We start from the raw sequence: 25,679 nt of genomic DNA, 5'->3' as shown, positions 1-25,679 counted from the left end.
GCACGGGAATGGAGGTCTACTCGATGCGCACCGAAATCGGGTCGCTGGTGGGCATCGTTTCCTGAAGCGCCTCGTCGAGCCGGTCTTCCTGATTCCGTCCTGGCTGACCCAGGGGCGTATCGGCGGGCTGCGCCGTGACCTGCGACGGTGTCGTTGGCCCGGGCTCACCGCTGTCCGGACGTCCGGAGAACCAGCGGCGAATGCGGGAGACCAGCGACTCAAGTACGCCTGGAGTATGACGGGTCATCGCAACGTCCCTCCTTCTCGACGATGGTTCGGGCGGCAGGGTAAACGAGCCCGCCCTTAGAACTCGGACGACCGCCATCGCTCGCTCGCACACATGCCGCGAGATCGCTCCAGCCAGCGATCGATCGGTTTCCGGGCATCGGACCGACGGGGTATCATTCCAGTGACCGAGGTTCACTGAGGAGGACCGCGCGTTTGACAATGGCAATTCGCCCTGCCGCGACGATTCTGCTGCTTCGTGATGCAGCGGTCGGCGTCGAGGTCTTCATGGTCCGCCGCAATCCAAGCTCGGCGTTCGTCGGCGGTGCGTACGTGTTTCCGGGCGGGCGGGTCGACGTACTCGACGCGATCGACCCGGGTCGCTGCAGCGGTCTCGATGCCCGCACCGCCGATCAACGGCTTGGTGTGGCCGGACAAGGATTGGCGTTCCACGTCGCGGCCGTGCGCGAGTGTTTTGAAGAAGCTGGCGTGCTGCTCGCCTACGACCGGCAGGGCAACCTGCTCGACTTCAGCGCGCCGGAGGCCGATGCCCACTACCGGTCGCTCCGTGATCGGCTGAACGCAGGCACCCTGTCTTTCGGCGCGCTGCTCGAACAGGAAGACCTGACCCTCGCCCTCGATCGTCTGGCGTACCTCTCCCACTGGATTACCCCGATGGGCGAGCCGCGCCGTTTCGACACGCGTTTCTTCGCGGCCGAGGCGCCGGCCAATCAGGTTGCCGCGCACGACGACTGGGAGCTGACCGATTCGGACTGGGTCCGTCCGGACGAGGCCACCGAGCGGGCTCGGAAGCGCGAGTGGCAGATCATTCTGCCAACCATGGCCAACCTTCGCGCCATTGCCGATCACCCGTCGGCTGCAGAGGCCGTCAGCTGGGCACGTCGTCAGCGGCTGCCGCTGCCGGCGATTCTGCCCAAGGTGTACCAGGGTCGGCTCGTGCTGCCCGGCGACGAGGATTACGATCTGGGTGAACCCGACATCTCCCTGCTCGACCGCGAGGGACGGGACCGCGCTTTCCTGCCATGACCCCGCCGATCCGCTATGGCGAGACCGTCACCCTCGCGCCGTCGATCCGTCGCATCACGCAGCAGAACCCGGGACCGTTCACCGGCCCGGGCACCAATACCCATCTGATCGGCACCTCCGACCTGCTGATTCTCGACCCCGGTGAAGCGCGCGACGACGGCCACGCCGACCGCATCATCGCGGCCGTGGGCAACGCCTCGGTCCGCGCGGTAGTTCCGAGTCACGGACACCCCGACCACTGGCCGCTCGCTCCGCAACTGGCCGAGCGACTGGGGGCGCCGGTGATGTTCTTCGGTCACCACGCCGGGTTTCGGGTCGATCGCACCCTGGCGGATCGCGACACGATTCCCCTGGGAGATGCCCTGGTCCACGTGCTCCACACGCCGGGGCACACCGCCGACCACCTTTCGTTCCACTACCCTGCGGAAGGGGCCCTCTTCCCCGGTGACACCGTGATGGCCTGGTCGAGCACGATCATCATGCCACCGGAAGGCAATCTGCCGGACTACCTCGCGTCGCTGGAGCGGATGCTGCGCCTGCCGGATCTGGCGGCCCTCTACCCCGCCCACGGCGAAGCCGTGGTCGATCCGTACGGAAGGCTCCAGGCGCTTCGCGAGCACCGGATGATGCGGACACGGCAGGCGCTCGACGCGCTGGCAGAGCAGCCGGATACGCTGGAGGGCCTGGTCCGCCGGATCTACACGGACATCGACCCCGTGCTCTACCCGGCAGCCGCGCAGTCGCTGCTGGCGCACTTGCTGGCGTTGGAGTCAGCGGGCATGGTGGCGCGACCGAATACAGAAGCGCCGCCATCGGGAGGTGCACGATGGCGGCGCCTCAACGACGACGAACGGGCTACTTCCGGGTAAAGCGGATAGCTGCCACGTTGGGCTCGAGCGGAAAGGCGACCTGATCGATTTCGCCCTTGGCATTGGTCAGGAACTGCAACCGCCCCCCGAACGGCACGATGTTGCCTGGATCGTTGATTTCCCAGACATCGTAGTGGAAGTGATCCAGCGAGACCCGGTGCGGATCCAGCGTCGCGGTCAGCTTGCCGCCATCCACCGTCACGACCAGCGTCCCGTACCCGGCGTGTTCATAGCTTCCGGCATACGCCGCCAACGACTGACTCGGCGAGGTCCCCATCTTGCGCTCCGCCATCCGGGCCTCGCGCTGCCGCTTCTGCCGCTCCTGATTCTGCGCCGACTCGGTCCGCTCGCGGGCCGCCCAGTCGACCGCCGGCGCGCCCAGCAAGCGGTCGTACAGCGTGCGCATCACCATGACCGGCAAAGGATTGTCGCCCGAGAAGTTGGTCACCACCATGATGCCCATCTTACGATCAGGCAGCCACGACATCGCCGAGATAAAGCCGTCGATTCCGCCGCCGTGGCTGACGATCTTGTGGCCGCGATAGGTCGAGACACCAACCCCAAGCCCGTAGTTGCCCAACCCCAGCTCGGGGTAGCTGAATCCGGCGCCTGACACCATGTGCGGACTCTGCAGCAGCCGCTCCTGCGCCTCCGACACCAGACGGGTGCCACCGCTGGTGCCCTGATCGATCCGGAACTGGATGTACTTGAGCATGTCCTCCACGCTCGCGTTGATCGAACCGGCAGGACCGACGGCGTCGATGTTCCGATACGGCACCCGCACCACCGCGCCATCCCGGATCATGTACGGGTAGGCAAAGTCGCCGGCTCGGACGATGTCATTGGCCGACGCACTGGCGCGCGACATACCGAGTGGCGTGAAGATCCGCTCCTGCAGCTGCTGTTCCCAGGTCCGGCCCGTCAGGCGTTCCGTCAGGACGCCAGCGGCGAGGAACATCAGATTCTGATACTGATACCGCGACCGAATCGACGCACTCGGCTCGAGATAACGAAGCCGCTGGAAGAGTTGCTCCCGCGTGAACGGACGGCCATACCAGAGATTGTCGTGCCGCGGCAGCCCGGAGCGGTGCGTCACGAGATCTTTCGGCGTCAATTCCTGAGTGGCAATCTCGTCATAGAGCCGAAAGTCGGGGAGATAGGTTCGAACCGGGGTGTCCCAGTCGAGCTTCTTCTCGTCCGCGAGCATGGCCATCAGCACTGCGGTGAACGATTTGGAGTTGGAGCCGATGGCCATCACGGTCTGCGGGGTAACGGGCAGTCTGGCCTCGACGTCGCGAAGCCCGTACCCCTTGATGAACACGACCTTGCCATCCTGAACGGCACCGACCGCAAGGCCGGGCACCTTCCACTCAGCCATGACAGAGGTAACCCACTGGTCGAAGCCGGCCAGGTTGGGGGCGGCGGATCTTTGCGCCGAGAGCGGCGCAATCAGCGCGAGAAGGAGCGCCAGACAGAAGGCGATCGGTGACAAGCGTCGTCGCATTTGATGACCTCGAGATTGTGGCGGAGTGAAGCTTGTAGCATAAGCCCGGAGTCTGACGAGTGGAAGCGTTTCGACCTCGATCGCGATACGTTTCCGGGATGATCGTTCACCTGATCGACGGCACCTTCGAATTGTTCCGTCATTTCTACGCTGTTCCGCCCGCCTCAGACCGCGACGGACGTGAGGTCGGCGCCACCGTCGGCGTGCTCAACTCCGTGCTCCGCCTCCTCGAGAGCGGCGCCACCCACGTCGGCGTTGCGACGGATCATGTGATCGAGTCGTTCCGGAACAGTCTCTGGTCCGGCTACAAGACGGGCGACGGCATCGACCCTGCCCTCTTCTCGCAGTTCCATCCGCTCGAGGCGGCGCTCCGTTCGATGGGTGTCGTGGTCTGGCCCATGATCGAGCTCGAGGCGGACGACGGCCTCGCCTCGGCCGCACGGATTGCGGCCGCCGATCCGCGCGTCACGCAGGTGATGATCTGCACCCCGGACAAAGATCTGAGCCAAGCGGTCGTGGGCGACCGGGTCGTTCAGTTCGACCGGATGCGTCGTCAGGTGCGCAACGAACCGGGCGTCGTCGCAAAGTTTGGAGTGCCCCCGGCGTCGATTCCCGACTGGCTCGCGCTGGTGGGCGACACGGCCGACGGCTACCCGGGCCTTCCCGGCTGGGGCGAGAAGAGCGCCGCGACGGTCCTGGCGCACTACGGCCACATCGAGGCGATTCCCTCGGATCCAGCCGCGTGGGCGGTCAGCGTTCGCGGTGCGGCCCGGCTCGCGACCACCCTCGCGGCCGAACGGGATAGGGCGCTGCTCTTCCGCCAGCTCGCCACACTGCGCGATGACACGGAGCTGTTCCGCGACGTCGATGAACTGCGCTGGACCGGCGCCACGCCTGACTTCCGGGTCCTCGCCGACGGGCTCGATGCTCCCGGGCTGGCCGTCTGGGCCGAGCGCCTCGCGGCAACCCGGGCGTAAGCGGCACCTGCTCTCGCGTGGGGTCGGCACTCTCTCTAGTTTCCGGCAGGCATTCCTTTCACTCGGCCAGGGCACCTATGCGCGCGCTTCGCGTCTTTCTGTTGCTGCTCGTCTCCTCGATCGCTTCGGCGGCTGCCGAGGTCGTCAGTATCGAAATCACCCGCCGAGCCGATGTTGCCGGCGGTCGATCGTTCGGCGCGGCGGGGGCCTATGAGATGATCGAGGGACGGATCCTCTTTGCCTTCGATCCGGCCAATCGATACAACGCGCGGATCGTCGATCTCGACAAGGCGCCGCGGCGGAATGGCCGAGTCGAGGCCTGGGCCGACTTTACCGCGCTGCGCCCCAAGCAGCCGGTGGCCAATGGCGTCGCGCTGTTCGAGGTGTCGAATCGCGGACTCAAATATCTGCTTCAGGTTCTCGACTACGGCACCATGGCGCCGCGCCCGACCACCATCGAGGATGTCGGCGACGCGCTCCTCTTGCGACAGGGGCTCACCCTGGTCTGGGTCGGCTGGCAGCACGACGTTCCTCCCGACGACGCCGATCGACTCGGCCTCGAGGTACCGGTGGTGCGGAACGCCGACGGCTCGCCCATCACGGGCGTGCTCCGGGCGGACTGGGTGGTGGCACGCACGGTCAACTCGCTCTCGGTGGCGCATGGCAATCATGTCGCCTATCCCGCGATCGATCCGGATTCCGACCAGCATGTGCTGACGGTACGCGACGGGCGCTACGCGCCGCGCCAGACGGTGCCGCGCTCGGAGTGGCGCTTTGCCCGCGAGGTCAACGGTGCTCCGGTGGCCGACCCGGCCTGGATCTATCGCGCCAAGGGGTTCGAGGCAGGCCGGATCTACGAACTGGTCTATCGGAGTCAGGACCCTCGGGTTGCGGGCCTGGGTCTGGCCGCCATTCGCGACGCGATGAGCCACGCCAAGTACGACCCGTCGAGCCCCTTTGCCGCTCGCCACGCAGTGGCCTTCGGGATTTCCCAGACCGGTCGCTTGCTGCGCCACTTCCTCTACCAGGGCTTCAACACCGACGAACGCGGCCGCAAGGTCTTCGACGGCATGCTGATCCATGTTGCCGGCGGCGGGCGGGGCAGCTTCAACCACCGCTTTGCGCAGCCATCGCGTGACGGGCATCGCTACGACGCCTTCTTTTTCCCGACCGACCTGTTTCCCTTCACGAGCGAGCCGAGCACCGATCCTGAGACTGGCGTGACGGACGGCATCAACTCGCACCTGTTCGATCGGGCGCACCTGCCTTATGTCTTCCAGACCAACTCGGGCTACGAGTACTGGGGCCGCGCGGCGTCGTTGATTCACACCACGCCGGATGGCGCTCGCGACCTCGCGCCCCCGGCCAACGAGCGGATCTACCTGCTCACCTCGGCCCAGCATGTTCCCGGGCCGTTCCCGCCGCCGGACGCAACCCGACATCCGGGATCTCGGGTCTATCGCAGTCAGGCGCTCGACTACCGCCTGCCTCTTCGCGCCTTGCTGGTCGGGCTGGTCGAGTGGGTCCGTGACGGCAAGGAACCGCTGCCCAGCGCCTATCCGACCCTTGCCCGCGGCGATCTCGTCAGCATCGACAAGGTCGCGATACCCTCGGTGCCGGACCTGGGCCGACCGACCGTGGTGCATCAGCCCGATCGGCTCGACTATGGGCCGCGCTGGCGCGAGGGCATCGTCGACCGCGAGCCGCCGACCTTGTCGAAACCGTTCCCGGTGCTGGTCCCCCAGGTCGATTCGCTCGGCAATGAAGTGGGGGGCATGCGCTCGGTCGAACTGGAGGCGCCGCTCGCGAGTTACCTCTCGTGGAACCTGCGTCGCGGCCAGCCGGGCGACACCACCGAGCTGACCCGGATCCTGGGCAGCTACCTGGCGCTTCCGGTCGATGGTCGCGCGCGCGCCGCAGCGCGGGATCCGCGCCCCGCCATCGCGTCACTCTACCCGAACCGCGATGCGTACCTTGCGCAGGCCCGTCGAGTCGCCAACAGCCTGGTAGCCCGACGGATGCTGCTCGAGGATGACATCGACCGCGCCGTGAAGCGCGCGGCCGATCACTGGGACTGGGTTCACGCGACGCGGCACTAGCGCCCCACTGGCCGATGACGGGTGGCCCGCGAACCAGGAACTGACCTTCCCGGGCCAGATGCTGCACGGGTGATCCCGCGCCCGGGCCGCTTGCGCGTATAGCATGGTTCTCAATCGAGATTCACTATGCGCCCGGTCCGTGCACTTCTCGCTGTCTTGCTGCTGGCCGTTCTCGCGACCGCCTGCGGTGGCGGCGACCCGGCCGTAACGCCCAATCCGCCCGCGCCGCCGCCGGCCCCGCCGCCACCACCGCCGCCACCACCACCTCCTCCTCCGCCACCGCCGCCACCAAGCCCCATCGACGTGGTGCTCGACGCGCCGCTCGGTGCCGGAGGCGGGACTCTGACGGTTACCAAAACGGGCAGCCCGCTTGCCGGGCTCAGGATCACGGTGCCTGCGGGGGCATTCACGACCGGGACCCAGTGGACGGTAAGCGAAATGAAGGAGGTCCGACCGACCCTGCCGGCCCGGACCCGGCAGATCGGGTCCACCATCCGGATCAGCAACGGGCAGGCCTTCGCCGCGAAGCCGTTTCGGCTCTTCGTCCCGGCACGGATCGGCAGTGACTCGGCGGTCGCCGCGTTCTTCCGCGACCCGAGCACCGGAACGCTGGAGCTGATCCCCCTGGCGGCGCGCACCGACACTTCGCTCGGCCTGGTCACCCAACACCTCTCGGCCGCCCAGATGGTCATCCCGACCACGAGCAGCTCGGCGTTCCGCCCGGCTGCGGCCGTCGTGCCGCCCACCGGCGAAGTCGAGATCATCCTGATCGGGGCATCGCTCGCCGACCTCCGAACCCTGATACGCACCTCGTTCACGCCCGGCGTCGATGACTGGGACTTCATCAACCGCGGCTCAGTCCTCGCTCCCGGAGGCTTCTGCGCGGGGTCGACGCTCTCGGCACTCCACCACCATTACACCAGGAAGGCCAGCCACGGCGCACTCAACGGTCTCTACGATGAGGTCGCGACCCTGGAGGTGGACAACCCCGAGGGCATTCGGCTGGCATCCGTGGTTCAGCGAACCGGTGACTGGGACGGAGCCAGGCCCGGCATCATCGCCCAGATCCTTCAGGAAACGACAGCCGAGGCCGGGACGACGTTCGGCGGCCCGGCGTGGGTGATCACGCAATCCGAGGCGCTGGCGCTTGCCATGCTCACGACCGGGCGGGCCCAGGCGCTGGGCATCTACCGGGCCGATTGGACCGGAGGACACTCGATCGTTGCGCAGGCGATCGAGCCGAACACGACCGGCGGCAGAATCTATGTCTCGGACCCGAACGTCCCGGGCCAGGAGCGGATCCTCGAGTTCAGCACCGAGAACGTGACACCGTTTCAGTTTGCGCAGCACGCTGAGCGCCCTGCCGAACCATACTCGCGACTCGTCGTGATGGGCGTCAGCGCGCTGGTCGACAACACCAAGTTCGCAGCGCTCTGGGAGCAACTGGAGAACAAGACGATCGGCGACAATCTGTTTCACCCGGTCGGGCTCGAGTATCGCGACCCGGTCGACACGCTCTGGCGTTCGGTCACCAGCGGTATCAGGACCGCGAGCACCGATCTAACCTTCCGAACCCTCTGTCGCGATTGCAAAGTGTCTCGCGGCCCTGCGAACACCCATCCCGATCGGGTCTTTACCGGAGCTTACAAGGTCGAGGGCGATTTCCTCGGTGATGACCGCGAGGATCTCCTGCCCGGGGTCAAGGTTCCGGTCAGCCTCGGCGCTCACCGGTTCGGGATGACGCATCGCGTCACCCACGACGACCCCAATATCGGTGAGTGGCTCTACTCTCACTTCACCATGGTCGACGTCGAGCGAGTTCCTTTCCGCATCAACCGAGACCGTTTCCAGGCCATCATCGGGCAGGAAATCACCTGGTCGGTCGTCAACGAGGGCCTCGGAGGACCTGGATCAAAGTATCGCTTCAGCTTCGGCCCTCACGTCGCGCCCATCGAAACCGGATTCGCCGATGCGACGGTCATCCACCGGTTCCCCGTGAGAGGCGCCTACCGTCCCAAGGTCGAGTTGTTCGACGCCGCGGGAACCCGCTTGGCCGCCGACTCCCTCCTGATCACGATTCAGGAGGGGTACCACTGGCGGATGGAGTGCGTTGCCATGGAGGCCGACAGTCCGAGCAACAGTTTCAGCGGCGCCCAGGCCAGTGCGTATGGGCGGTGGCTCGCTCAGGTCAACAAGGTCGTCGCCACCCCGAGGGACGGCTTCCTCTCGCTGCTGACCCCCAACACGGGGCGCCAGTTCGGCACCTTTTTCGTGGTGACGGCAGCTGGGCAGGGAGCGTCTGCCAAGGCACTGCCGCTCTTTCCCGCCGACACGACCCACTCGCCCAAGCTCGAGGCGCGGGTCTACATCGGCAGCGCGTCCGAGTCTCCCGGAGGGCCCTCCGGATTCTCGCGCAACTACGGCGGCAGTGTCCTGGATAACATCTTCGGGACCCAGATGCTCGTGTTCATGATGATGGAAGTCAGCAACTCGGGGTGGGCGCGGGGCACCGTTCGGGCGCGGGTCTCGGGGTTTTCGCCCGCCATAACATTGCGCTTCTATGCCCGGCAGATCTGGGAGGGCAGCCCGGCACCGGCCCCGCCCTGCTCGTTCGGCACCAACTGGGGCTAGCCATCGCCGCCGCGCCCGGGGAGTCAGCCGATTGCGCCCTGGTCGCAAGCGGCCCGGCGCCCACTCCGGCCGGGGTTCACCCCGCCTTCACGGGAATCTCATGGTCCGAGCCTTAGCATTGGCCCATGAGCATTCGACTGAACCTGCCTCGGATCATCCAGGGCCCCGATGGCGCCGCTGGCTGGCGCCTGGCCAGCGCGGTATCACGGGCCGGGCAACTCGGGGTGGTCTCCGGCAATCATGTGGAGGCTTTCCTGATCCGGCACCTCCAGGCTGGTGACCCCGGTGGACGGATTCGTCGGCTGATGGCCGACTTTCCATACCATGACCTGGCCACCAGGGTTCAGCAGAGTTGTTTTGCCGGTCGTCGGCCCGCCGCCACCGGAGAAAGCCTGCTCGCGGCCTGCCGCCGTGCCGCCAGTACGGACCCCGCAGGGTTGGCGGCGCTGGCCGCCTTCGTCGAGGTCGGGCTCGCCAAGGAAGGTCACGACGCTCCTGTCGGGATCTCGCTCACCATCGGCGAGGGAGTGCCGAATCTCGCCGTCCTGTACGGAGCCATCCTGGCCGGGGTCGACGCCGTGCTGATCCAGGGCCAGCTACCACGCGGCTTCCGCAATGCCCTCGAGCGCCTGGCTCAGCACGAGCTCGTATCGATCAAACTGCCGACCCGCGGCCCGGTCATCGGCCCCGACACAGTCTCCTTCGACCCGCGGCAGCTCGGGCCGTTGCCGAGGCAACGCGCCTTCCGTCCCTGGTTGATACCAATCGTCGGCCCCCGGGCCATCGAGAGCACCCTCGATGCGAGCCCGGTCGATGGCGTGGTGGTCGACTGCGGCCTGCCCGAGGAAGGTGACGATTGCAGGCTGAGCCAGCTCGGCGAGCGCGGGATTCCTTACTGGACCGAAGGCGTGCGAAGCAAGGGTTGCGCGAACGCGCAGTGTCGCTCCGCGGCGGCGGGCATCTATATCCGCAATCTCTTTGCCTGGTGCGAGGAAGCCGACCACGCGAGTCCGACCGCTGGCCAAGGCGGCGAACGCGGGCGGCACTGGCAGTCGCCGACGCCGCCCCTTGCCGTCGGGCTGGTCACGAGCGGTCGCGACCTGGCCCAGCTCAGGCGCTTGCTCCGCGGCCGCTCGGCCTACACCGCCGCCGACGTCGTCACCTTCGCTCTCCGCTACCTGAGCACTCGGAGTGAGCGCCACCCGATTACCACACGGCTCGGGGCAACGACGCTACCCACCGGCGACCACCGAGCCAACCGCTACGCCCTGGCATGGCTGCTCAACGAAGCGCCCAGCACGCGCGCCTCAGCCTGAGCTGACGGCGCGGGCCGGGTCAGTATCCAACACACGATCGGTCTCAGCGCCCACCACCCTGCCGCCGATCGCCCCGGCAACCATCACTTCATCACCGGCAGCCGGATGCCCGACGGATGCTCGGGGCCGCGATGCAGCGTTACCGTCGGGCGACCCCGCACCGGCGGCCGCTCGGTGTTGTCGGCGTCGGCGCCCATGATCGTGACCCGGAGCCGGTGGCCGGCGTTGAACACCGTGGCAGTCGGATGCAGCGGAAATTGCAGCGTCACGACCTGACCTGGGGTCAGCGGCTTCCGATCCGCCTTGTACGCACGGTGCCAGGGCAAACCGAGATAATCGTATGGCGGCGTCGTGGTATCGCGATACGAGGCCCGCAGAATGCCCTCGGTGACGTAGCGGGAGACCCCGGCGCTGTCGACCTCGGTGAGCACGGCGTAGAAATCACCGTCGCTCTGATTCGAGCTGACGTGGAGCGTCACCACCGGATGACCGACGACCGTGAGATCCGCAGCCAGCGCCTCCGTCGTGTAGGTCAGCGCTTTCGTTTCGTTCGGGGCCAGGTCCGGATAACGCATCGGTCCCTGCCCGACTGCGTTGTCCCAGCGGCTCGCGGTGCCTGTCGTGGTCGTCAGGTCGACGAGGTACCGATCGCTCCCCGCGGCTGAGGCCGCCGTCGCCAGCACACCGTCGTTGACCGATTTGACGCTGCCGGACCCACCGCCGCCGAAGAAGTACTCGACATTACTGACGCCCTTGGCCGGCCACTCATCGGCCGAGCGCCATTCCCATTTGCCGGGGTCGAGCATCAGCGCATAGTTGATTCGTGCGCCGCTGTCGACGCCGTTCTGAATGCCTTTGAGCCAGCGGTCGAACCAGCGGTGCTGCTCCGCACCGAGGACCCGGACGTACTCGAGGTTGACGATGCTGTCGTGCGCAGCATGGGCCCAGCCGCCCATGGTGACCCGCTGGGGGCCTTTGTAGTTGGCAAACCAGAGCATCTCGTCCCTGGCGAAGATGTCGTACCAGCCGCCGAAGTGATATGCTGGCACCGCGGCCCGATTAATGGCATCGAGTACGCCAGCCGGATCATGGCGCGACCAGGCAAAGTCGGGTGCGTCATAGTCGCGATTGACCGCGCGACGATACTGCTCGACCACGTCCCAGTTCTTTTCGTGCATGGCAAGCGCTTCGGCCCGCAAGGCGCCACTCGTGTCGGCATCGACCGGCGGCTCGGGGTAGACCTTGTCGAGGCTGTGGGTCAGGATGCCCCAGTGCTGCATGGTGTTCTCGCGGTAGATCCCGCCCTCGTACACCACGTTGTACATGTCGAACGCCGCCACGATGGGAAAGATCGCCTTGAGCGCCGGATGCGCCGTGCTGGCCGCCATGTACTGCGTGATACCGAGATAGGAGCCGCCGAACATGCCGAGATTGCCGTCGCTCCAGGGCTGCTTGACCATCCAGTCCATCACATCGTAGGCGTCGCGCGTTTCGGTCGGGGAAAAGAGCCCCTCGTACCGGCCGAACGAGGCACCGCCGCCGCGCACTTGCACGGCGACGACCGCATAGCCGTGTCGCACCAGCCGCTGCAGGGTCGGATTGACGTCGACCATCGACGGCGCGTTGCGGCGCGCCAGCGATTCCTCGCTAGCCCGCGCCTTCGACCCGAGATTCCGCACGTCGCGACTCGCCAGCACGGCCGCCGCCTCGGGCGTACCACGGTGGTAGCGCGAGTGAGTCCAGACAACTGGAAACTTGCCATCCGCCGCCTGGCCGTTGACCGCCGGGCGAATCACGTCGACCGCGAGGCGGGTGCCGTCTCGCACCGTGACGTACTCCGAGGTGCGGACCCACTCGGTGAACCGCGGCTCGTCGTACCCTTGATACTGTCCGAAGGTGGAGATGCGGCCGGCGTTCTCGTCGGCGCCACGCGGCGCACAAGCGGCCAGCATCAACACCGCAACGGCGGCAAGACTGCGCTGTAACATCCGGTTCTCGGCTGGAGGGGAGACCGTTGATTCTACGGCGTCGGCGAGACAACGCAAGGAGCGCCGCTTCGAGGTAGTGGGTGGACCCACTACCCGCTTCGAGGTCGTGATTCCACCACCCGCTTAGATTGCGCGAATGACTCGATACCTCATTGCCGCCTCGCTCGTGCTGGCCGCCCCCGTGGCTGCCCCGGTGGTCGCCCAGCCTCGCGCCGCGGTCTATGCGCCTAACGGCATCGTCGCCACCTCGCAGCCGCTGGCCAGTCAGGCCGGGCTCCGCGTCCTGCAGAACGGCGGCAACGCGGTCGACGCGGCCGTGACTGCCGCCGTGATGCTCGGGCTGGTCGAACCGATGATGAGCGGCATCGGCGGCGACCTCTTCGTGATCATGTGGTCGGCCAAGGAGCAGCGGCTGGTCGGCCTCAACTCGAGCGGCAGGGCCGGCGCGTTGATGACGCTCGAAGAGCTCAAGCGCCGCGGCCACACCCGGATGCCGAGCATCGGCGCAGAGACGATCACAGTGCCGGGCGCGCTGGCGGGCTGGCAGGCGCTGCTCTCGCGCTACGGCACGATCTCGCTGGCTGACGCCATCGCACCGACGGTGGCGCTGGCGGAGGCCGGTTTTCCGGTCAGTCCGATGATCGCGGCCGAGTGGGAGGTCATGGCGAATCCGATCCGGCAGGACCCTGGGGCACGGCAGAACCTTCTGATCGACGGCACCCGGGCCCCCAAGGTTGGCGAGTGGTTCAGCAACCCGGACCTGGCTCGGACCCTGCGCACCGTCGCGGCGCAGGGCCCCGCCGTGTTCTACGGTGGCGCGCTGGGGCGCCAGCTCGCCGACGGCATTCAGTCGCTCAAGGGCTTCCTGACGGTCGAGGACTTTGCCCGCCACGAGGTGGAGTGGATCAACCCTGTCGGAGTGCCGTTCAAAGGCTACCGGCTCTGGGAGCTGCCGCCTAACGGTCAGGGCATTGCCGCGCTCGAGATGCTCCGGATCCTGGAGCCGTACGACCTTGCCGCCATGGGTCACAACTCGGCGCCCTACCTCCACCACCTGATCGAAGCGAAGAAGCTCGCCTATGCCGATCTCGATCACTATGTCGGCGATCCGCGCTACATGACCGTCAAAGCCGAGCAGTTGCTGACCGACGAGTTCATCGCCGCTCGGCGCGCACTGATCGACCCGGCCCGCGCCTCGGCCGGCCCTGCGCATGGCGCGATCCCGGGCAGTGGCAACACGACCTACCTCACCGCCGCCGACGCCGAGGGCAACATGGTCTCCCTGATCACGAGCGTGGCCGGCGGCTTCGGCTCGGGCGTGGTCGTGCCAGGCACTGGCTTTCCGCTCCAGAATCGCGGCGTGGGCTTCAGCCTCGAACCGGGGCAGCCGAACACCGTGGCGCCCGGCCGCCGGCCGCGTCACACCATCATTCCGGGGTTCGTCACCAGGATCGGCCCCGACGGCAAGGACGAGCCCTGGATGAGCTACGGCGTAGTCGGCGGTGCGCAGCAGCCGCAGGCCCACATCCAGATCCTGCTCAACATTCTGCTCTTCGGCATGGATGTGCAGGCCGCCATCGACGCGCCGCGCTTCAATCACGTGCGCGGCGCCTCGGTCGCGCTCGAGTCGGCCATCCGGCCGGACGTGATTGCCCGGCTCATGGCGATGGGTCACGAGCGCTTCGACTCGAAGACGGTGTTCAACGGCCTGCCGGTCTTCTTCGGCGGCGCCCAGGCCATCATGCGGAGCGAGCGCGGCTACATCGGCGGCACCGAGTCGCGCCGGGACGGCGTGGCGGCCGGCTACTGACGCCCCTTCAGCTCGCGCCGGCCCGTCCCCGTTCCCCGTCCCGGACCTCGGCATGACGCCCGACCCGCGGCACGGGCAGGAACGCAGGGACCCGGCGCCGGTACTCGCGATAGCGATCGCCGAAATGGGCTATCAGGTCGCGCTCCTCGAGCCGCGTGGCGATCAGAATGTATCCCGTCGTGGCGACCGCGAAGAGCAGGTGCCCAACCGTCATGACCGGTGTGGCCCAGAACGCGATCAGGAAGCCCAGCATGATCGGGTGACGCACCAGTCCGTAGAGCAGCGGCGTCCGAAACTGATCGTCGCCGCGCATCCGACCAAGCAGGTTCGTCCAGACCTGCTCGAGGCCGAAGAGGTTGGCGTGCCCGATCATGAACGTCGACAGCAGCACGATCAGCCAACCCAGCGCAAAGAGGCCTAGCAGCACCGCGCCGGCAAGGGTACCCCCGCCCACGTCCCAGACCACCTGCGGGAGCGGACGCCAGAACGCAAAGAGGGCGAGCAGCGTCAGGCTGGCGAGCAGCACATAGGTGCTGCGCTCGACCGGCTCGGGCACGAGACGGGTCCACCAGCGTTTGAATCCGGGTCGCGCCATCCCGCTGTGCTGCACGGCAAAGAGGGTGAGCAGGAGGGCGTTGACCAGGAACGCGGCCATCGGCGAGCCCGGCGTACCGGAATCGATCGACTTCGGCACCACCAGGTTGCCAACGAATCCGATGGCGTAGAGGAAGGTGCCGAAGAAGAGCGCGTAGGCGACCAGCCCGTAGACAAGGTAGAGAGTGCGACGCATCAGAGCCTCCCGGTCGAAGGAGTATGGAGACACGGCGGGACGAACCGGCTCCCGCCCGAAAGCCTTCAGTCAGAGCAGTTCGGCAATGATCTCTGCCGCTCGCCGCGCAGCACCGGACCGGACCGGTCGGTAGCGGACGGTGCGGCCGATATCACTCGCAATCGCCTCCGCGATGGCCGCGGGCGACGCCTCGTCGAAATCCAGCTTCCGACCGGCGCCGTAGCGCAGCAGCCGGTGGTGCACGTGGAAGTTCTGTTCACAGTGATGCCGCAGCGGGACGTACAGGAAGGGTCGTTCGGCCGCCACGAGTTCCATCGTGGTGCTGAGCCCACCCTGCACCACGGCGAAGTCGGCCGCCGCCAGGTGGCGATAGAGTCCGTGCACATAGGGAAGGACCTCGAGTCCCTCCCGCTCCCCGAAACCACGCGGGTCGATCCGCGGGCCGGCAACCGCCACCATCCGGAGCACCGGCACCCGCTGGCGCGCCTCGTCGAAGGCCGCGACGGTGCGCGCCAGCAGGTCACGTCCCACGCCGGAGCCACCCACCGTGACGAGACAGACCTGCTCGTCAGGTCCGTAGCCCAGCTCGGCACGAAGCCGGCTGCGCTCCGGAAGTTCGGCCGGGTCGTAACCGCCGATGTAGCCGGAGAACCGGAAGTGCGCCTCGGTCCATTCGCGGATCCACGGCAGGCCGGGGCCGAAGCGCTCCGGAACGATGTCGTCCGCGTCGCCGATGAAGATCGAGCGGTCGCGGACCCGCGGGTACCGCGCGATCTGAGCGATCATCTCCGCGTTGTAGTCGGCCGTGAGTGCGGCCTCCCGCTCCCCGCCGTCCGGCATGGGCAGCCATCCCACGAAGTCGCTCAGCCAGACGTAGGCCGCGGTCTTGAGCTCGGGATTCTCGTGCAGGTAGTAGTCGAGTTCCCACGCCTCGTCGCCGATCCAGAGGTCGTACGGCTCCGCACGCACCAGATCGAGGAAGACCATGAAGTTGGCAAGCAGGATCTCGTCCATGCGCCGCCACGCCTGGAAGACGTGCAGGTCATGCTCGCCCGACTCACTCTCGATGTGACGCGACTCATTGGCCAGGTGCGCACTGGCGGGATGGATCCGCTCCCCTTCCGCCTCCAGCACGCGGGTCACGGGGTCCTGCGCCAGCCAGTCGATCTCGAGGTCCGGCACCAGCCGGCGGAGCTCCCTCGCAATCGCGAGACCCCGGCGCGCGTGGCCCAGGCCAATCGGTGAGGACACGAGGAGCGCCCGCCGCTTCCGGGCCCGCGCCCGCCGCCAGACTGCGGGCGGCGGCGCAGCACTCGGCTGCGCATCCTGATGCGCAGCGATGCTCCCGGCGAAGTCTCGCACCAGAAGGTTCACCGTCACCGGGTCGCGCCCGTGGGGACCGTGGCCGGAGCCCTCGAGGGTAACCAGCGCCCCTCCGGTGGCATGGGCCAGCGCCACGGAGCGAGCGGGCGGACTGATCTCATCCTGGTCGCCGTGCAGCACGAGCACTGGACAGCGAACCAGGCCGCACAGCGCCAGCGTCTCCGCTTCGGTGAGCCAGGGAGCCCGGGCCGTGGCGATCAGCGTTTCGGGATCCGTTTCGAGCCCCCAGGCCACGCAATCTTCGATCTGCTTGGTCGAATGCGGCTCGCTGAACATCCGCGAGAAGAAGAACTCGAGGAAGCCGACGAAATCACGACGCCAGTACGGGGCATTGTAGCGCGCCCACCCTTCCGTGGTGGCGAGCGGCTCGGTGAAGGAGTGGGCGCTGCGCACGGAATGTCCCGGGGCAAGCGGAACGGTCGCGGCAATGAAGACCATCCCGTCCACTCGCTCGGGGTGGTCCGCCGCCAGCCGGAGCGCATGCTGGGCACCAATCGACAGCGAGACCAGCACGGCGCGCTCCGTCCCGGCGGCGTCCATCACCGCCAGCGCGTCCCGGGCGTACTCTGCCGCAGTGTACGCTTCGGGGGTCTGGGGTCGGTCGGAGCGGCCGTTGCCGCGTCCGTCATAGGTCAGGACGCCGAAGTGGCGCGAGAGGTATGGTACCTGCGCTTTCCACTGCCGCGAATGGATGATCGACCAGGTGGGGAGCAGAAAGAGGGTCGGGCGGCTGCCCTCGCCGAACACCTCGTAATAGAGGCGTACCCCCTCGCGCTCGGCGTACCCGGCCCGAACCGGCTCGACGGCCCTCATCGAGTCCTCGCGGTGGCGCGGCTCCCCTCGCTCGCCGGGAGCCCGGGAGGCCGCGACGCCTGCACCCCACTTTCCAGCGCGACCAGCCAGGCATCGATCGCAGCAAGCAGCTCCGCGTGGCCGCGCCGGGTGCCCGAGAGCCGCTCCAGAATGATCCCCTCGTTCAGCGCGACCACCAGCGTGACCCAATGGTCGGCCGAGAGCGGACCCTCGAGCCCGTAACGCCGAACCGCCTCAGCGACCGCCGGCCGCATCGCATCGCACCAGGCAGCCTGCACCCGGGCCACCCGCTCGCGGAACTCCGGCCGATTCCACGCCATGGCCTGCAGCTCCCACCAGATCTTCTGGTAGGGACGGTCGTCGTCGAGGTAGCGCATCGCCGTGCGCCACTTCTCGAGGTACGGCGCCGGCGAGGCATACATCTCACGCTGCCGCGCCACCAGCCGCTCCGTGAAGCGCTCGAGCACGCGGAGGAGGAGCTCCTCCATCGAGCCGAAGTAGTAGTGGATCAGGCCCTGGTTGGCCCTCGTCTCTTCCGCCAGGCGACGCGTCGTGATGGCGGCGTAGCCGACCTCCACCAGCAGCCGCTCGGCGGCATCGAGGAACCGTTGCTCGGTGTCCTGCCGCGCGGCGGCGGCCCGCTCCGAGTGGCTGGTCATCCTCGCACTGCTTTCCGGGCACCAGAAACGCCCCGCATCGTCGCCATTCGTGCCCCCGGTTGGCTCTGCTTAGTCGTACGATTTAGTCAATTGACTAATTCTGAGATATGCTAAGGCCTCCCTCGCAGGCCGTCAAGCCTTCACGACTCGGGAACGCCGAACAGCGCGTCGTACCGGCCGGTCGCGAGCGCCGCATCGAACCGACGCGCCACGTCCGGAATCAGAGCCGGGTCCTTCTCGCCGATTTCGAGCGACACCATCACGTATGCCTCGGCGGCGCTGCCGGTAGCCATCACGCTGACGGTCCGCTCGCCAATCCGGACCTTGTCCCAGGTGGCGTACTCCCCGCGAGGCAGCACCGTCCCTCCCAGCTCCGCAACCAGGAACTCGACCACCGCGTCCGCCAGCGCCTGGCCGGCCGGCTTCAAGGTGTAGTAGTGCCCCCCGTCGTGCGCGGTGGAGATCCGACCCCGATAGGGTAGCGGCGTGAAGTTCGGTCGCTCCCTGAGACGATCGATCCCGTCGGCGCCGCGGACCCACTCGAAGTGGTGCAGCACCCAGGCGGGGTCGAGTTCGCTTCCCTCGGCGTAGCGCATCCGATTCCGGTCGATCGGCAACATCGTCGCCGTGCCCGCCACCAGATCCACGTCGAGCAACACCGTCGTGCTGACCGAATAGCCATGATAGACGAAGCGCACCAGGCTCCGCTCATCCGGTGAAATGCCGAGCGGCGGAACGTCCGACGGCTGACTGGTCTCGCTGGGAAACTGCGGCAGCGGCTGGATCGTGAGGCGGCGGGTATCGAGCACCGCGTCGCCCACCTGATAGCGACCGGGCTCGCGATAGGTGACCCGGTCGATCGTCCCCCGCACCGTCGTGCGGGACCGGTGGGCCCAGAACTGTGCCGTATCGGAGGTCAGCAGATCGGCATCGACCGTGTAGCCGCAGGGGCCGATCCGCTCGACCCGCGCCGAGTCGCCGGCCGGGACCACCAGATAGCAGTGCCGGGACGCTGCCCTGCCGGGTACAGCCGCCACCAGCGCCGGGGTCGCGCCGACGACGACTCCGACAGCTTGCGCTCGATGCGCAGCGCCCGGCACCGGTCCGTTGCTGGCCGTGTCGACCGCGAAATCCACCGGCTGGCCGCGGTGGCTGATCAGGTACTCGGCGCTGGCGGCGAGGCGCCCCCCCGATTCGGCCCAGAATCCCCATGCGATCGTGGCCACCTCGAAGTCACCGATCCGATCGACCCGAACCGGCTGGTCGCGCGGCTGGATCCGGTAGCGAATCGAGAACTTGTGCGGGGGCCACGGTTCGGATCCGCCGCGCGGCGTCGGGTACCAGGGACTCCACTCGAAGTGCCTCCGCCCGGGCCGGCGCGGTATCGGCAGCAGAAAACCGGCGAGGCTCGAGTCGCCGACCTGGATGTCGATGACCCGCTTGCCGCGCTCGGTGAACAGCTCGACCGCACCGGGCACGACCTGCCGCCCCTCCTCGAGTCGAACGTCGCCGAGCCAGAGCGGACCATCCGAGGACCCGCGCAGCACCCGAGCACCACTGACCGAGCCGAGCGCGATCCGGGCCCTGGTGCTCTCCGGGTCCGGAACCGGCTCACCCTCGGGCCAGCGAACCTCGACCATGACGTGCAACTCCTGCCCGCCAACCGTCGGCGGTACGTCGGCGAGGAGCCGGGCCGCCCCACCGATCAGAACGCCCAGACCGACCACGACACCGACCCCGACACCCAGCGCCTTGAGGAAGCCGGGATTCGGGCCGGCGGCCACGATCCTGGCGCCGATCACACCGATCAGCAGGCCGGCCATCAGGCCGAGGATGATCATGCCGACGACGAAGTAGCCGGAGCCGCCTTCGAAGCTCGAGATCCGGTACCAGGAAACCGCCCCCGACGCGATGGCGCCGGCAATGACGCCGCCGGCGGCCGCCGCGAGGAAGCCTACGAGGATGGAAAGCAGCCAGGACATGGTGGCGAGAAGATACGCCGCCAGCCGCGCGGCGCCAGCGGGTGGAGACCGGTGGATCAGCCGCTCCGCGCCGCCGGCTGGATGCCGGCGACCGCGGTGGCGGCGTCGGGATCAGAACCGCAACCCGACCGTCAGGCTGGGGATCACGTTGAACTGGGGCCCGCCCGAGTAGTTGTGGAGGATCGGGGTAGCCCGTGCCTCGATCGTGAAGGCCCGACCACCCCATGGAATGGCCACGCCTGCGCCGAGCGGGGCCACGAGGCCGCCATCGGTAGAGGTGCCCGAGACGGTAAAGTTGGGCAGCACGTTGCCCGCGTTATCGGTCCCGACCTGATCCAGCTTGGTCCGCACGGAGGTGACCCCGGCGCCGACGAGCAGATACGGATTGACGCCCGACCCCTGCGGACCGAACCGAGTCACGACTGCCCCGGTCAGCACCAGATCGCGATTCCGAATATCCAGGTTGCACCGCCCGACCACGTTGCCAGGCAGCAGGCACGCGTCGTTGCCGCCCTGGATCCGCGATTGATTCAGTCGATCGACGCTACCCTCCACCGACAGCCGGGCCCACCGGTTGGAGACGAGGCGCAAGTCCAGACGGAGCGTCGGGCCGTGCTCCGACCGGGCATCGCCGATCCGGCCAGGCATATAGGTGTAGCCGCCGGCGACGGTGATCTGTGCGGCGGCAGGGGCCTGCGAGGTGGCGAGGGCAGCGGCCGCGAACACGAAGGCGGCGGCAAGGCGGCTGGCGATGCGTGCATCGCAACGGTTACGAGTAGTCATGCCCCAAGATAGGAAGCCGCCCGAACCCAATCGTGACCCGCCCGTCCCACCCGGTCCGGTGCCAGGGGACGCCCCCGTCAAGGAGCCTGGAGGCTCGCCGCCAGCAGTTCGAGTTCTTCCCAGCGCGCGACCGCCGCGGCGAGCTCGCCGTCGATGGCGGTGAGTCGCGCCTTGGCCGCGGCGGTCGCGGATCCGTTCTTGAGGAACTCAGCGTCGGCCAGCGAGCGATAGAGCTCGTCGCGCTCCTGCTCCAGGGCATCGATCCGATCGGGCAACCCTTCCAGCTCACGGGTTTCCCTGAAGCTCAGCTTGCGACGCCTGGGCGGCATCGGCTCCGGCTTCGCGGCAGCCGGCTTGGCGGGCGCCACCGCGATCTGCGCTGCTGGCGCTCGACGCTGCCGCAGCCAGTCGGTGTAACCACCAGCATACTCGCCAATCATGCCGTTGCCCTCGAGTACCATGGTGCTCGTCACCAGATTGTCGAGAAAGGCACGGTCGTGACTCACGATCAGCAAGGTGCCGCTGAACGCCAGCAGCAGCTCCTCCAGCAGGTCGAGCGTTTCGATGTCGAGATCGTTGGTCGGCTCGTCGAGCGCCAGGAAATTGAAGCTTCGAGTAAAGAGCCGAGCCAGGAGGAGCCGGTTCTTCTCGCCGCCCGACAGCACACCAACCGGGGTGCGAGCGCGGTCGGGAGTAAAGAGAAAGTCCTGCAGGTAGCCCAGCACGTGACGGCGATTCTCGCCGATATCCACGAACTCGGCGCCGCCGGCGATCGAGTCGAAGACGGTGCGCTCGGGGTCGAGCTGATCGCGGAGCTGATCGAAGTAGGCAATCTCGAGCCCGGTGCCATGGCGCACGGTACCGTCACTCGGCGCCAGCTCACCGAGCAGGAGGCGGAGGAGCGTCGTCTTGCCGGAGCCGTTGGGCCCGATCAGGCCGATCCGGTCGCCGCGGGCAATCGTGGTGGTGAGCCCTGAGATGATGGTCCGGCCCGCCACGGTGTAACCGGCACCCTTCGTCTCCATCACCAGCTTGCCGGAGCGCTCCGCTTCCTGCGCTTGCATGGTGACGGTGCCGACGCGCTCGCGCCGAGCGCCGCGTTCCTGGCGCAAGGCGTGGAGCGCACGGACTCGGCCCATGTTGCGGGTGCGGCGCGCCTTGATGCCCTGACGGATCCAGGCCTCCTCTTTCGCGAGCTTCTTGTCGAAGAGGGCCCACTCGCGCTCTTCGTTCTCGAGGGCGGCCTCTTTGCGCGCCAGGTAGGTATCGTAGTCGGCGGCCCAGTCGACCAGGCGGCCGCGATCGAGGTCGATGACGCGGGTGGCGAGTCTGCGCAGGAAGGCGCGATCGTGGGTCACGAACACGAGGGTGCTGCCGCGCTCGATGAGATAGTTCTCCATCCACTCGATCGCGTCGACGTCGAGATGGTTGGTCGGCTCGTCGAGCAGCAGCACGTCGGGTTCGCGAATCAGGGCGCGGGCCAGCAGCGCCTGACGACGGCGTCCGCCCGAGGCGGCGCGAAACGGCAGGTCCGGATCGAGGCCGAGGTGGGAGAGCACGGTCTCAACCCGGGTCCCGAGTTGCCAGGCATCGCGGGCGTCGAGTTCGTGGTGGAGCCGGCCCATTCGTTCGAGGGCGGCCTCGTCGCCGGCGGCGGTTGCGTGGCTGGCCTCGTGGTAGCGAGCCAGGAGGGTGCCGGCATCGCCGAGTCCGCCGGCGGCGACGTCGTAGATCGAGCCATCGAGGTCGGTCGGGATGTTCTGCCCCAGCCGCGCCACCGTGAGTCCGGACCGGTGGATGACTTCGCCGCTGTCCGGGGGAAGGGTTCGATCGAGCAGGCTCAGCAGGGTGCTCTTGCCGGCTCCGTTCCGGCCCAGGACAGCGACACGTTCGCCCTCATCGAGCACAAAGCTGGCGTTCTCGAGGAGGGGGGGACCACCGAACGCTACGGTTACTTCGCGCAAACTCAGAGCAGGCATGCCCGAAGATAAGGGGACGGAACCGACAGGATGGCACAGGCTGCAGCCGAGGCCCAATCACTATATTGCGACATGGCCGAGACCCCTCGTTCCCATCGCCATATCGTTAGCCGCGTCGTACGTCCGGGGGAAACTCAACCGCTCACCGACCTGGAGTGGCTGCGCTATTCCCGGGAAGAGCGGATCGAAGCCGTCTGGACCCTGACTTGTCTCGGCATGCAGTGGTCACCGGCAGGCACCGATACTCCCCGACTTCAAAGATCCGTTGTCCGAGTTCAACGCCCAGGGCGTTGAGCGGCGGCCGCCGGCTACCGGCCCAGATCGAAACCCTCCGCCAACGGATCCGACTCGGCCAGCACAAACTGATGGGTGCCGGTGACCCAGGCGCTCCCCGAAATCTCGGGGGTCACCCCGCCCGCGTCGGCGCTCACCACGCGGACCGCAAACTGAGTTCCGATGAGCCCCGTGACCGTCAGCTCGGCACCGACCGGAAGGCGGCCCGCGACGTGTTCGTGGATTGCCAGCGCGCCGACACCGGCGCCACACGGCGATCGATCGATGCCACCGGTCCGTCCGATGACAACATCGCGGAACCCTCCACCCGGTAGCGCCTCGTAAAACAGCGCCAGGACGTAGCTCGGCCCCGCCTGGGCGAGCAGCCGCACCCCGAGGTCTACGAAGAACGCCAGGTTGTCCTGGACTGCCGCCTTGCCAGTCTGATCGGCGGGGACGAGGAGGAAAGGCACACCGCAGAACACCGCCGAGGCCACGATCTGGGCGCCGTCAGCGTCCAGCTCGACCTGGGGCTGAGTGACCGTCCCTGGTTGAGTCCGCAACGAGATCGCGGCCAAGGCACCGCCCTGATACCGCGGGGTCAGCGGCATTCGTCCGCCCGGGGTGTCGAAGTACAGGTTACCGTCGGGCCGAGGCTGGAGCCTCCCCTCGGCGAGCATTGCGGTTGCCACGCCGATCGAGCCGTGAACGCAGGTCGGGAGATACCCGCCGGTCGTCATGAAAAAGACCGACAGGTCCACCTCGGGATCATCTGACGGGCTGACCACCGCGCCGTACATGCCGCGATGACCGCGCGGCTCGTTGAGCAGGAACTTCCGAATCGCGTCGTGCTCGGTTCGGAAGACACCCATGCGCTCTGCGGCCGTCGCGCCAGTCAGCGGCGGCAAACCGTCCAGCACGATGCGGGTCGGGCCGCCGGCCGTATGGGTGTCGATCGTCGAAATCATCATCGGCTAGATCCTGAGGGTCTGGGCCCCGTCCACGACCATCTCGGCGCCGGTGATGTACTTCGCCTTCTCGGACGCGAGGAACACCGCGAGGTTGCCGACATCCCACGACTCGCCCTGCTTCCCGGTCGGGCAGCGGGCGTCGCGAAACCGGGTCATCTCGGCGATGTCGCCGCCGTAGGCCTCGGTCAGCGCGGCGCGCACGAAGGGCGTGTTCATCATCCCGGGGAGAATCGCGTTGACCCGGACCCCCGTCTTGGCATACTCGATGGCCAGCTCGCGGGTGAGCGCGTTGACGCCGGCCTTCGAGGCGGCGTAGGCGAGTGATAACGCGGGAAGCGTCCGAATCGAATTGATCGACGACACATTGATGACCACCCCGCTGCCTTGCGCTACCATGACCGGGATCGCGGCCTTACAGAGCAGGAAGATGCTCTTGAGGTTGACGGTCAGGGTCCGGTCCCAGTCGGCTTCGGTGGTTTCGGCGAGTCCGCCGGCCAGCTCGATTCCGACGTTGTTATGTAGAATGTCGATCCGGCCGTAGGTCGTTAGGCAGGCGTCGACGATGCCCTGGCACGCAGCGGCCAGGCTCACGTCGGCCTGGTGGACGGTGCAGTCCCCGCCCTCGGCCTGGATCAGTCGCTGGGTCTCGGCGGCGGCCGCCGGGTTGTAGTCGACGGCCAGCACCTTGGCGCCTTCGCGCGCGAAGAGAATCGCCGTCGCCTTGCCGTTGCCGACACCCTCGCCGACCGACCCTGCGCCGGTTACGATCGCCACTTTGCCTTCGAGTTCTCGCGCCATTGGTCCTGGTATTCCGGGTGAAGAGGGGCGACCCCGGCCTGGGAATGCCGGAGCTCACTCGCCCTCGAGAAGGGGAAGAAGATAAACTCGCGTCGAGTCAGAACCACTCCGACCGGATGGACTGAGCGCCGGTGACCGGGATCACAGCACCGAGCGGGGGCAAAGGCGTACCTTCGCTCTATGACGAAACCATCACCGCACGACCGCGGCGGGCAACCGTGCCGAGCGACAACCTGCTGCGCCGTGCTACTGGCAGCGACTGTTGCCGCGTTCTTCGCACCTGGCGTGCTGCGGGCACAGTCGACGGAGCCGGACACGCCGTCATGGCTCAGCTTGACGGCCGGACCAGCCGCGCTCCGATCGAGCTACCGGTCGGCCAGAGGATCAACCTATGCCGACTGGTACTGGGGCGCGTCGGTTGGGGCCAAGGTGACGCTGTCTCACACGGACCGGCTCGGATCGATGATTCACGTCAGCGCTTTACGTGCGCCGGACGGCGCGAACGTGGAATGGGCCACGGCCGGCTTCGAGCTGCGGCTCGGCCGCAGTCGGCAGATTCCTCTCTCGCTCGCGGCCGGCGTGATGCGGGAGCCGGGCGGCACCGTGTGCCACATGACGTGCAGTCCAATCAGCCGGGACGTAGCCGCGACGGCGGCGGCGTCGATCGGCTATCTCGTCCGAACCGGCAAGTTGGATCTCGGGCCTGAGTTTACCTGGACCCGGGGCTTCGGTGAGGGCACCCGGTACCACAGTCTCAACCTCGGCCTTCGGGTCGCAACTCG

The 25,679-nt window shown here is 67.5% G+C and carries 19 protein-coding genes; 8 read left to right on the top strand and 11 right to left on the bottom strand.

Annotation, left to right across the window (positions count from 1 at the left end):
• Positions 1–16 precede the first annotated feature (16 nt).
• Entirely contained in the window at positions 17–247 is a 231-nt protein-coding gene (locus tag KF785_14740; protein ID MBX3148020.1) for a hypothetical protein, read from the bottom strand.
• Positions 248–447: 200 nt separating this feature from the next.
• Between KF785_14740 and KF785_14735 the strand changes: the two genes are divergently transcribed.
• Together KF785_14735 and KF785_14730 are read left to right on the top strand one after the other, a co-directional pair.
• Positions 448–1,272: an NUDIX hydrolase gene (locus KF785_14735; GenBank protein ID MBX3148019.1), complete on the top strand. Its 825-nt coding sequence runs from the start codon at positions 448–450 to the stop codon at positions 1,270–1,272.
• Positions 1,269–2,141, top strand: coding sequence for an MBL fold metallo-hydrolase (locus KF785_14730; protein MBX3148018.1), 873 nt, complete (start codon positions 1,269–1,271; stop codon positions 2,139–2,141). Before KF785_14735 ends, KF785_14730 begins: the two co-directional genes overlap by 4 nt.
• Here the strand turns inward: KF785_14730 and KF785_14725 are convergent.
• Entirely contained in the window at positions 2,128–3,645 is a 1,518-nt protein-coding gene (locus KF785_14725) for a serine hydrolase (GenBank protein ID MBX3148017.1), read from the bottom strand. The two genes, KF785_14730 and KF785_14725, sit on opposite strands and share 14 nt — an antisense overlap.
• Positions 3,646–3,704: 59 nt before the next feature.
• Between KF785_14725 and KF785_14720 the strand changes: the two genes are divergently transcribed.
• From KF785_14720 to KF785_14705, 4 genes are all read left to right on the top strand, one after another.
• Positions 3,705–4,622, top strand: a complete 918-nt coding sequence (locus tag KF785_14720) for a hypothetical protein (GenBank protein ID MBX3148016.1) — start codon at positions 3,705–3,707, stop codon at positions 4,620–4,622.
• A gap of 77 nt (positions 4,623–4,699) precedes the next feature.
• A complete protein-coding gene (locus KF785_14715; protein ID MBX3148015.1) occupies positions 4,700–6,721 on the top strand; it encodes a hypothetical protein in 2,022 nt (673 codons plus the stop codon).
• A gap of 126 nt (positions 6,722–6,847) precedes the next feature.
• On the top strand, positions 6,848–9,352 hold the full coding sequence (locus KF785_14710) for a hypothetical protein (protein MBX3148014.1): 2,505 nt from the start codon (positions 6,848–6,850) through the stop codon (positions 9,350–9,352).
• Between the two features lie 125 nt (positions 9,353–9,477).
• Positions 9,478–10,668: a hypothetical protein gene (locus tag KF785_14705; protein ID MBX3148013.1), complete on the top strand. Its 1,191-nt coding sequence runs from the start codon at positions 9,478–9,480 to the stop codon at positions 10,666–10,668.
• A gap of 83 nt (positions 10,669–10,751) precedes the next feature.
• On the opposite strand, the gene KF785_14700 is transcribed toward KF785_14705, so the two are convergent.
• Positions 10,752–12,656 carry a CocE/NonD family hydrolase gene (locus KF785_14700; protein ID MBX3148012.1) on the bottom strand — a complete coding sequence of 635 codons (1,905 nt, stop codon included), beginning with the start codon at positions 12,654–12,656 and terminating at the stop codon, positions 10,752–10,754.
• 136 nt (positions 12,657–12,792) lie between these two features.
• Here KF785_14700 and ggt point away from each other — a divergent pair, with 136 nt between their 5' ends.
• Positions 12,793–14,466: a gamma-glutamyltransferase gene (ggt, locus tag KF785_14695; protein MBX3148011.1), complete on the top strand. Its 1,674-nt coding sequence runs from the start codon at positions 12,793–12,795 to the stop codon at positions 14,464–14,466.
• A 7-nt stretch (positions 14,467–14,473) separates the two neighbouring features.
• Here the strand turns inward: ggt and KF785_14690 are convergent, their stop codons facing one another.
• From KF785_14690 to KF785_14655, 8 genes are all read right to left on the bottom strand, one after another.
• Complete coding sequence (locus KF785_14690; protein ID MBX3148010.1) at positions 14,474–15,256, bottom strand: isoprenylcysteine carboxylmethyltransferase family protein; 783 nt, start codon at positions 15,254–15,256, stop codon at positions 14,474–14,476.
• Between the two features lie 69 nt (positions 15,257–15,325).
• Entirely contained in the window at positions 15,326–17,452 is a 2,127-nt protein-coding gene (locus KF785_14685) for an alpha/beta fold hydrolase (protein ID MBX3148009.1), read from the bottom strand.
• The gene (locus tag KF785_14680; protein ID MBX3148008.1) at positions 17,449–18,111 is read right to left on the bottom strand and encodes a TetR/AcrR family transcriptional regulator; all 663 of its coding nucleotides are present in this window, start codon (positions 18,109–18,111) and stop codon (positions 17,449–17,451) included. Before KF785_14680 ends, KF785_14685 begins: the two co-directional genes overlap by 4 nt.
• Before the next feature lie 140 nt (positions 18,112–18,251).
• Positions 18,252–20,093 (bottom strand): hypothetical protein, encoded by a 1,842-nt coding sequence (locus KF785_14675; GenBank protein ID MBX3148007.1) that lies wholly within the window; start codon positions 20,091–20,093, stop codon positions 18,252–18,254.
• Positions 20,094–20,204: 111 nt separating this feature from the next.
• On the bottom strand, positions 20,205–20,876 hold the full coding sequence (locus KF785_14670; protein ID MBX3148006.1) for an outer membrane beta-barrel protein: 672 nt from the start codon (positions 20,874–20,876) through the stop codon (positions 20,205–20,207).
• 77 nt (positions 20,877–20,953) lie between these two features.
• On the bottom strand, positions 20,954–22,855 hold the full coding sequence (locus tag KF785_14665) for an ATP-binding cassette domain-containing protein (protein MBX3148005.1): 1,902 nt from the start codon (positions 22,853–22,855) through the stop codon (positions 20,954–20,956).
• Positions 22,856–23,163: 308 nt separating this feature from the next.
• Positions 23,164–24,099, bottom strand: coding sequence for a proline racemase family protein (locus KF785_14660; GenBank protein ID MBX3148004.1), 936 nt, complete (start codon positions 24,097–24,099; stop codon positions 23,164–23,166).
• Positions 24,100–24,102: 3 nt separating this feature from the next.
• The gene (locus KF785_14655; GenBank protein ID MBX3148003.1) at positions 24,103–24,897 is read right to left on the bottom strand and encodes an SDR family oxidoreductase; all 795 of its coding nucleotides are present in this window, start codon (positions 24,895–24,897) and stop codon (positions 24,103–24,105) included.
• A gap of 180 nt (positions 24,898–25,077) precedes the next feature.
• On the opposite strand from KF785_14655, the gene KF785_14650 reads away from it, so the two are divergent.
• A partial coding sequence (locus KF785_14650) for a hypothetical protein (GenBank protein ID MBX3148002.1) occupies positions 25,078–25,679 on the top strand: 602 nt, incomplete at its 3' end.

It is taken from the genome of Gemmatimonadales bacterium (assembly GCA_019637315.1).
GTDB lineage: Bacteria > Gemmatimonadota > Gemmatimonadetes > Gemmatimonadales > GWC2-71-9 > SHZU01.
This window is presented reverse-complemented; position numbering and strand designations above follow the sequence as displayed.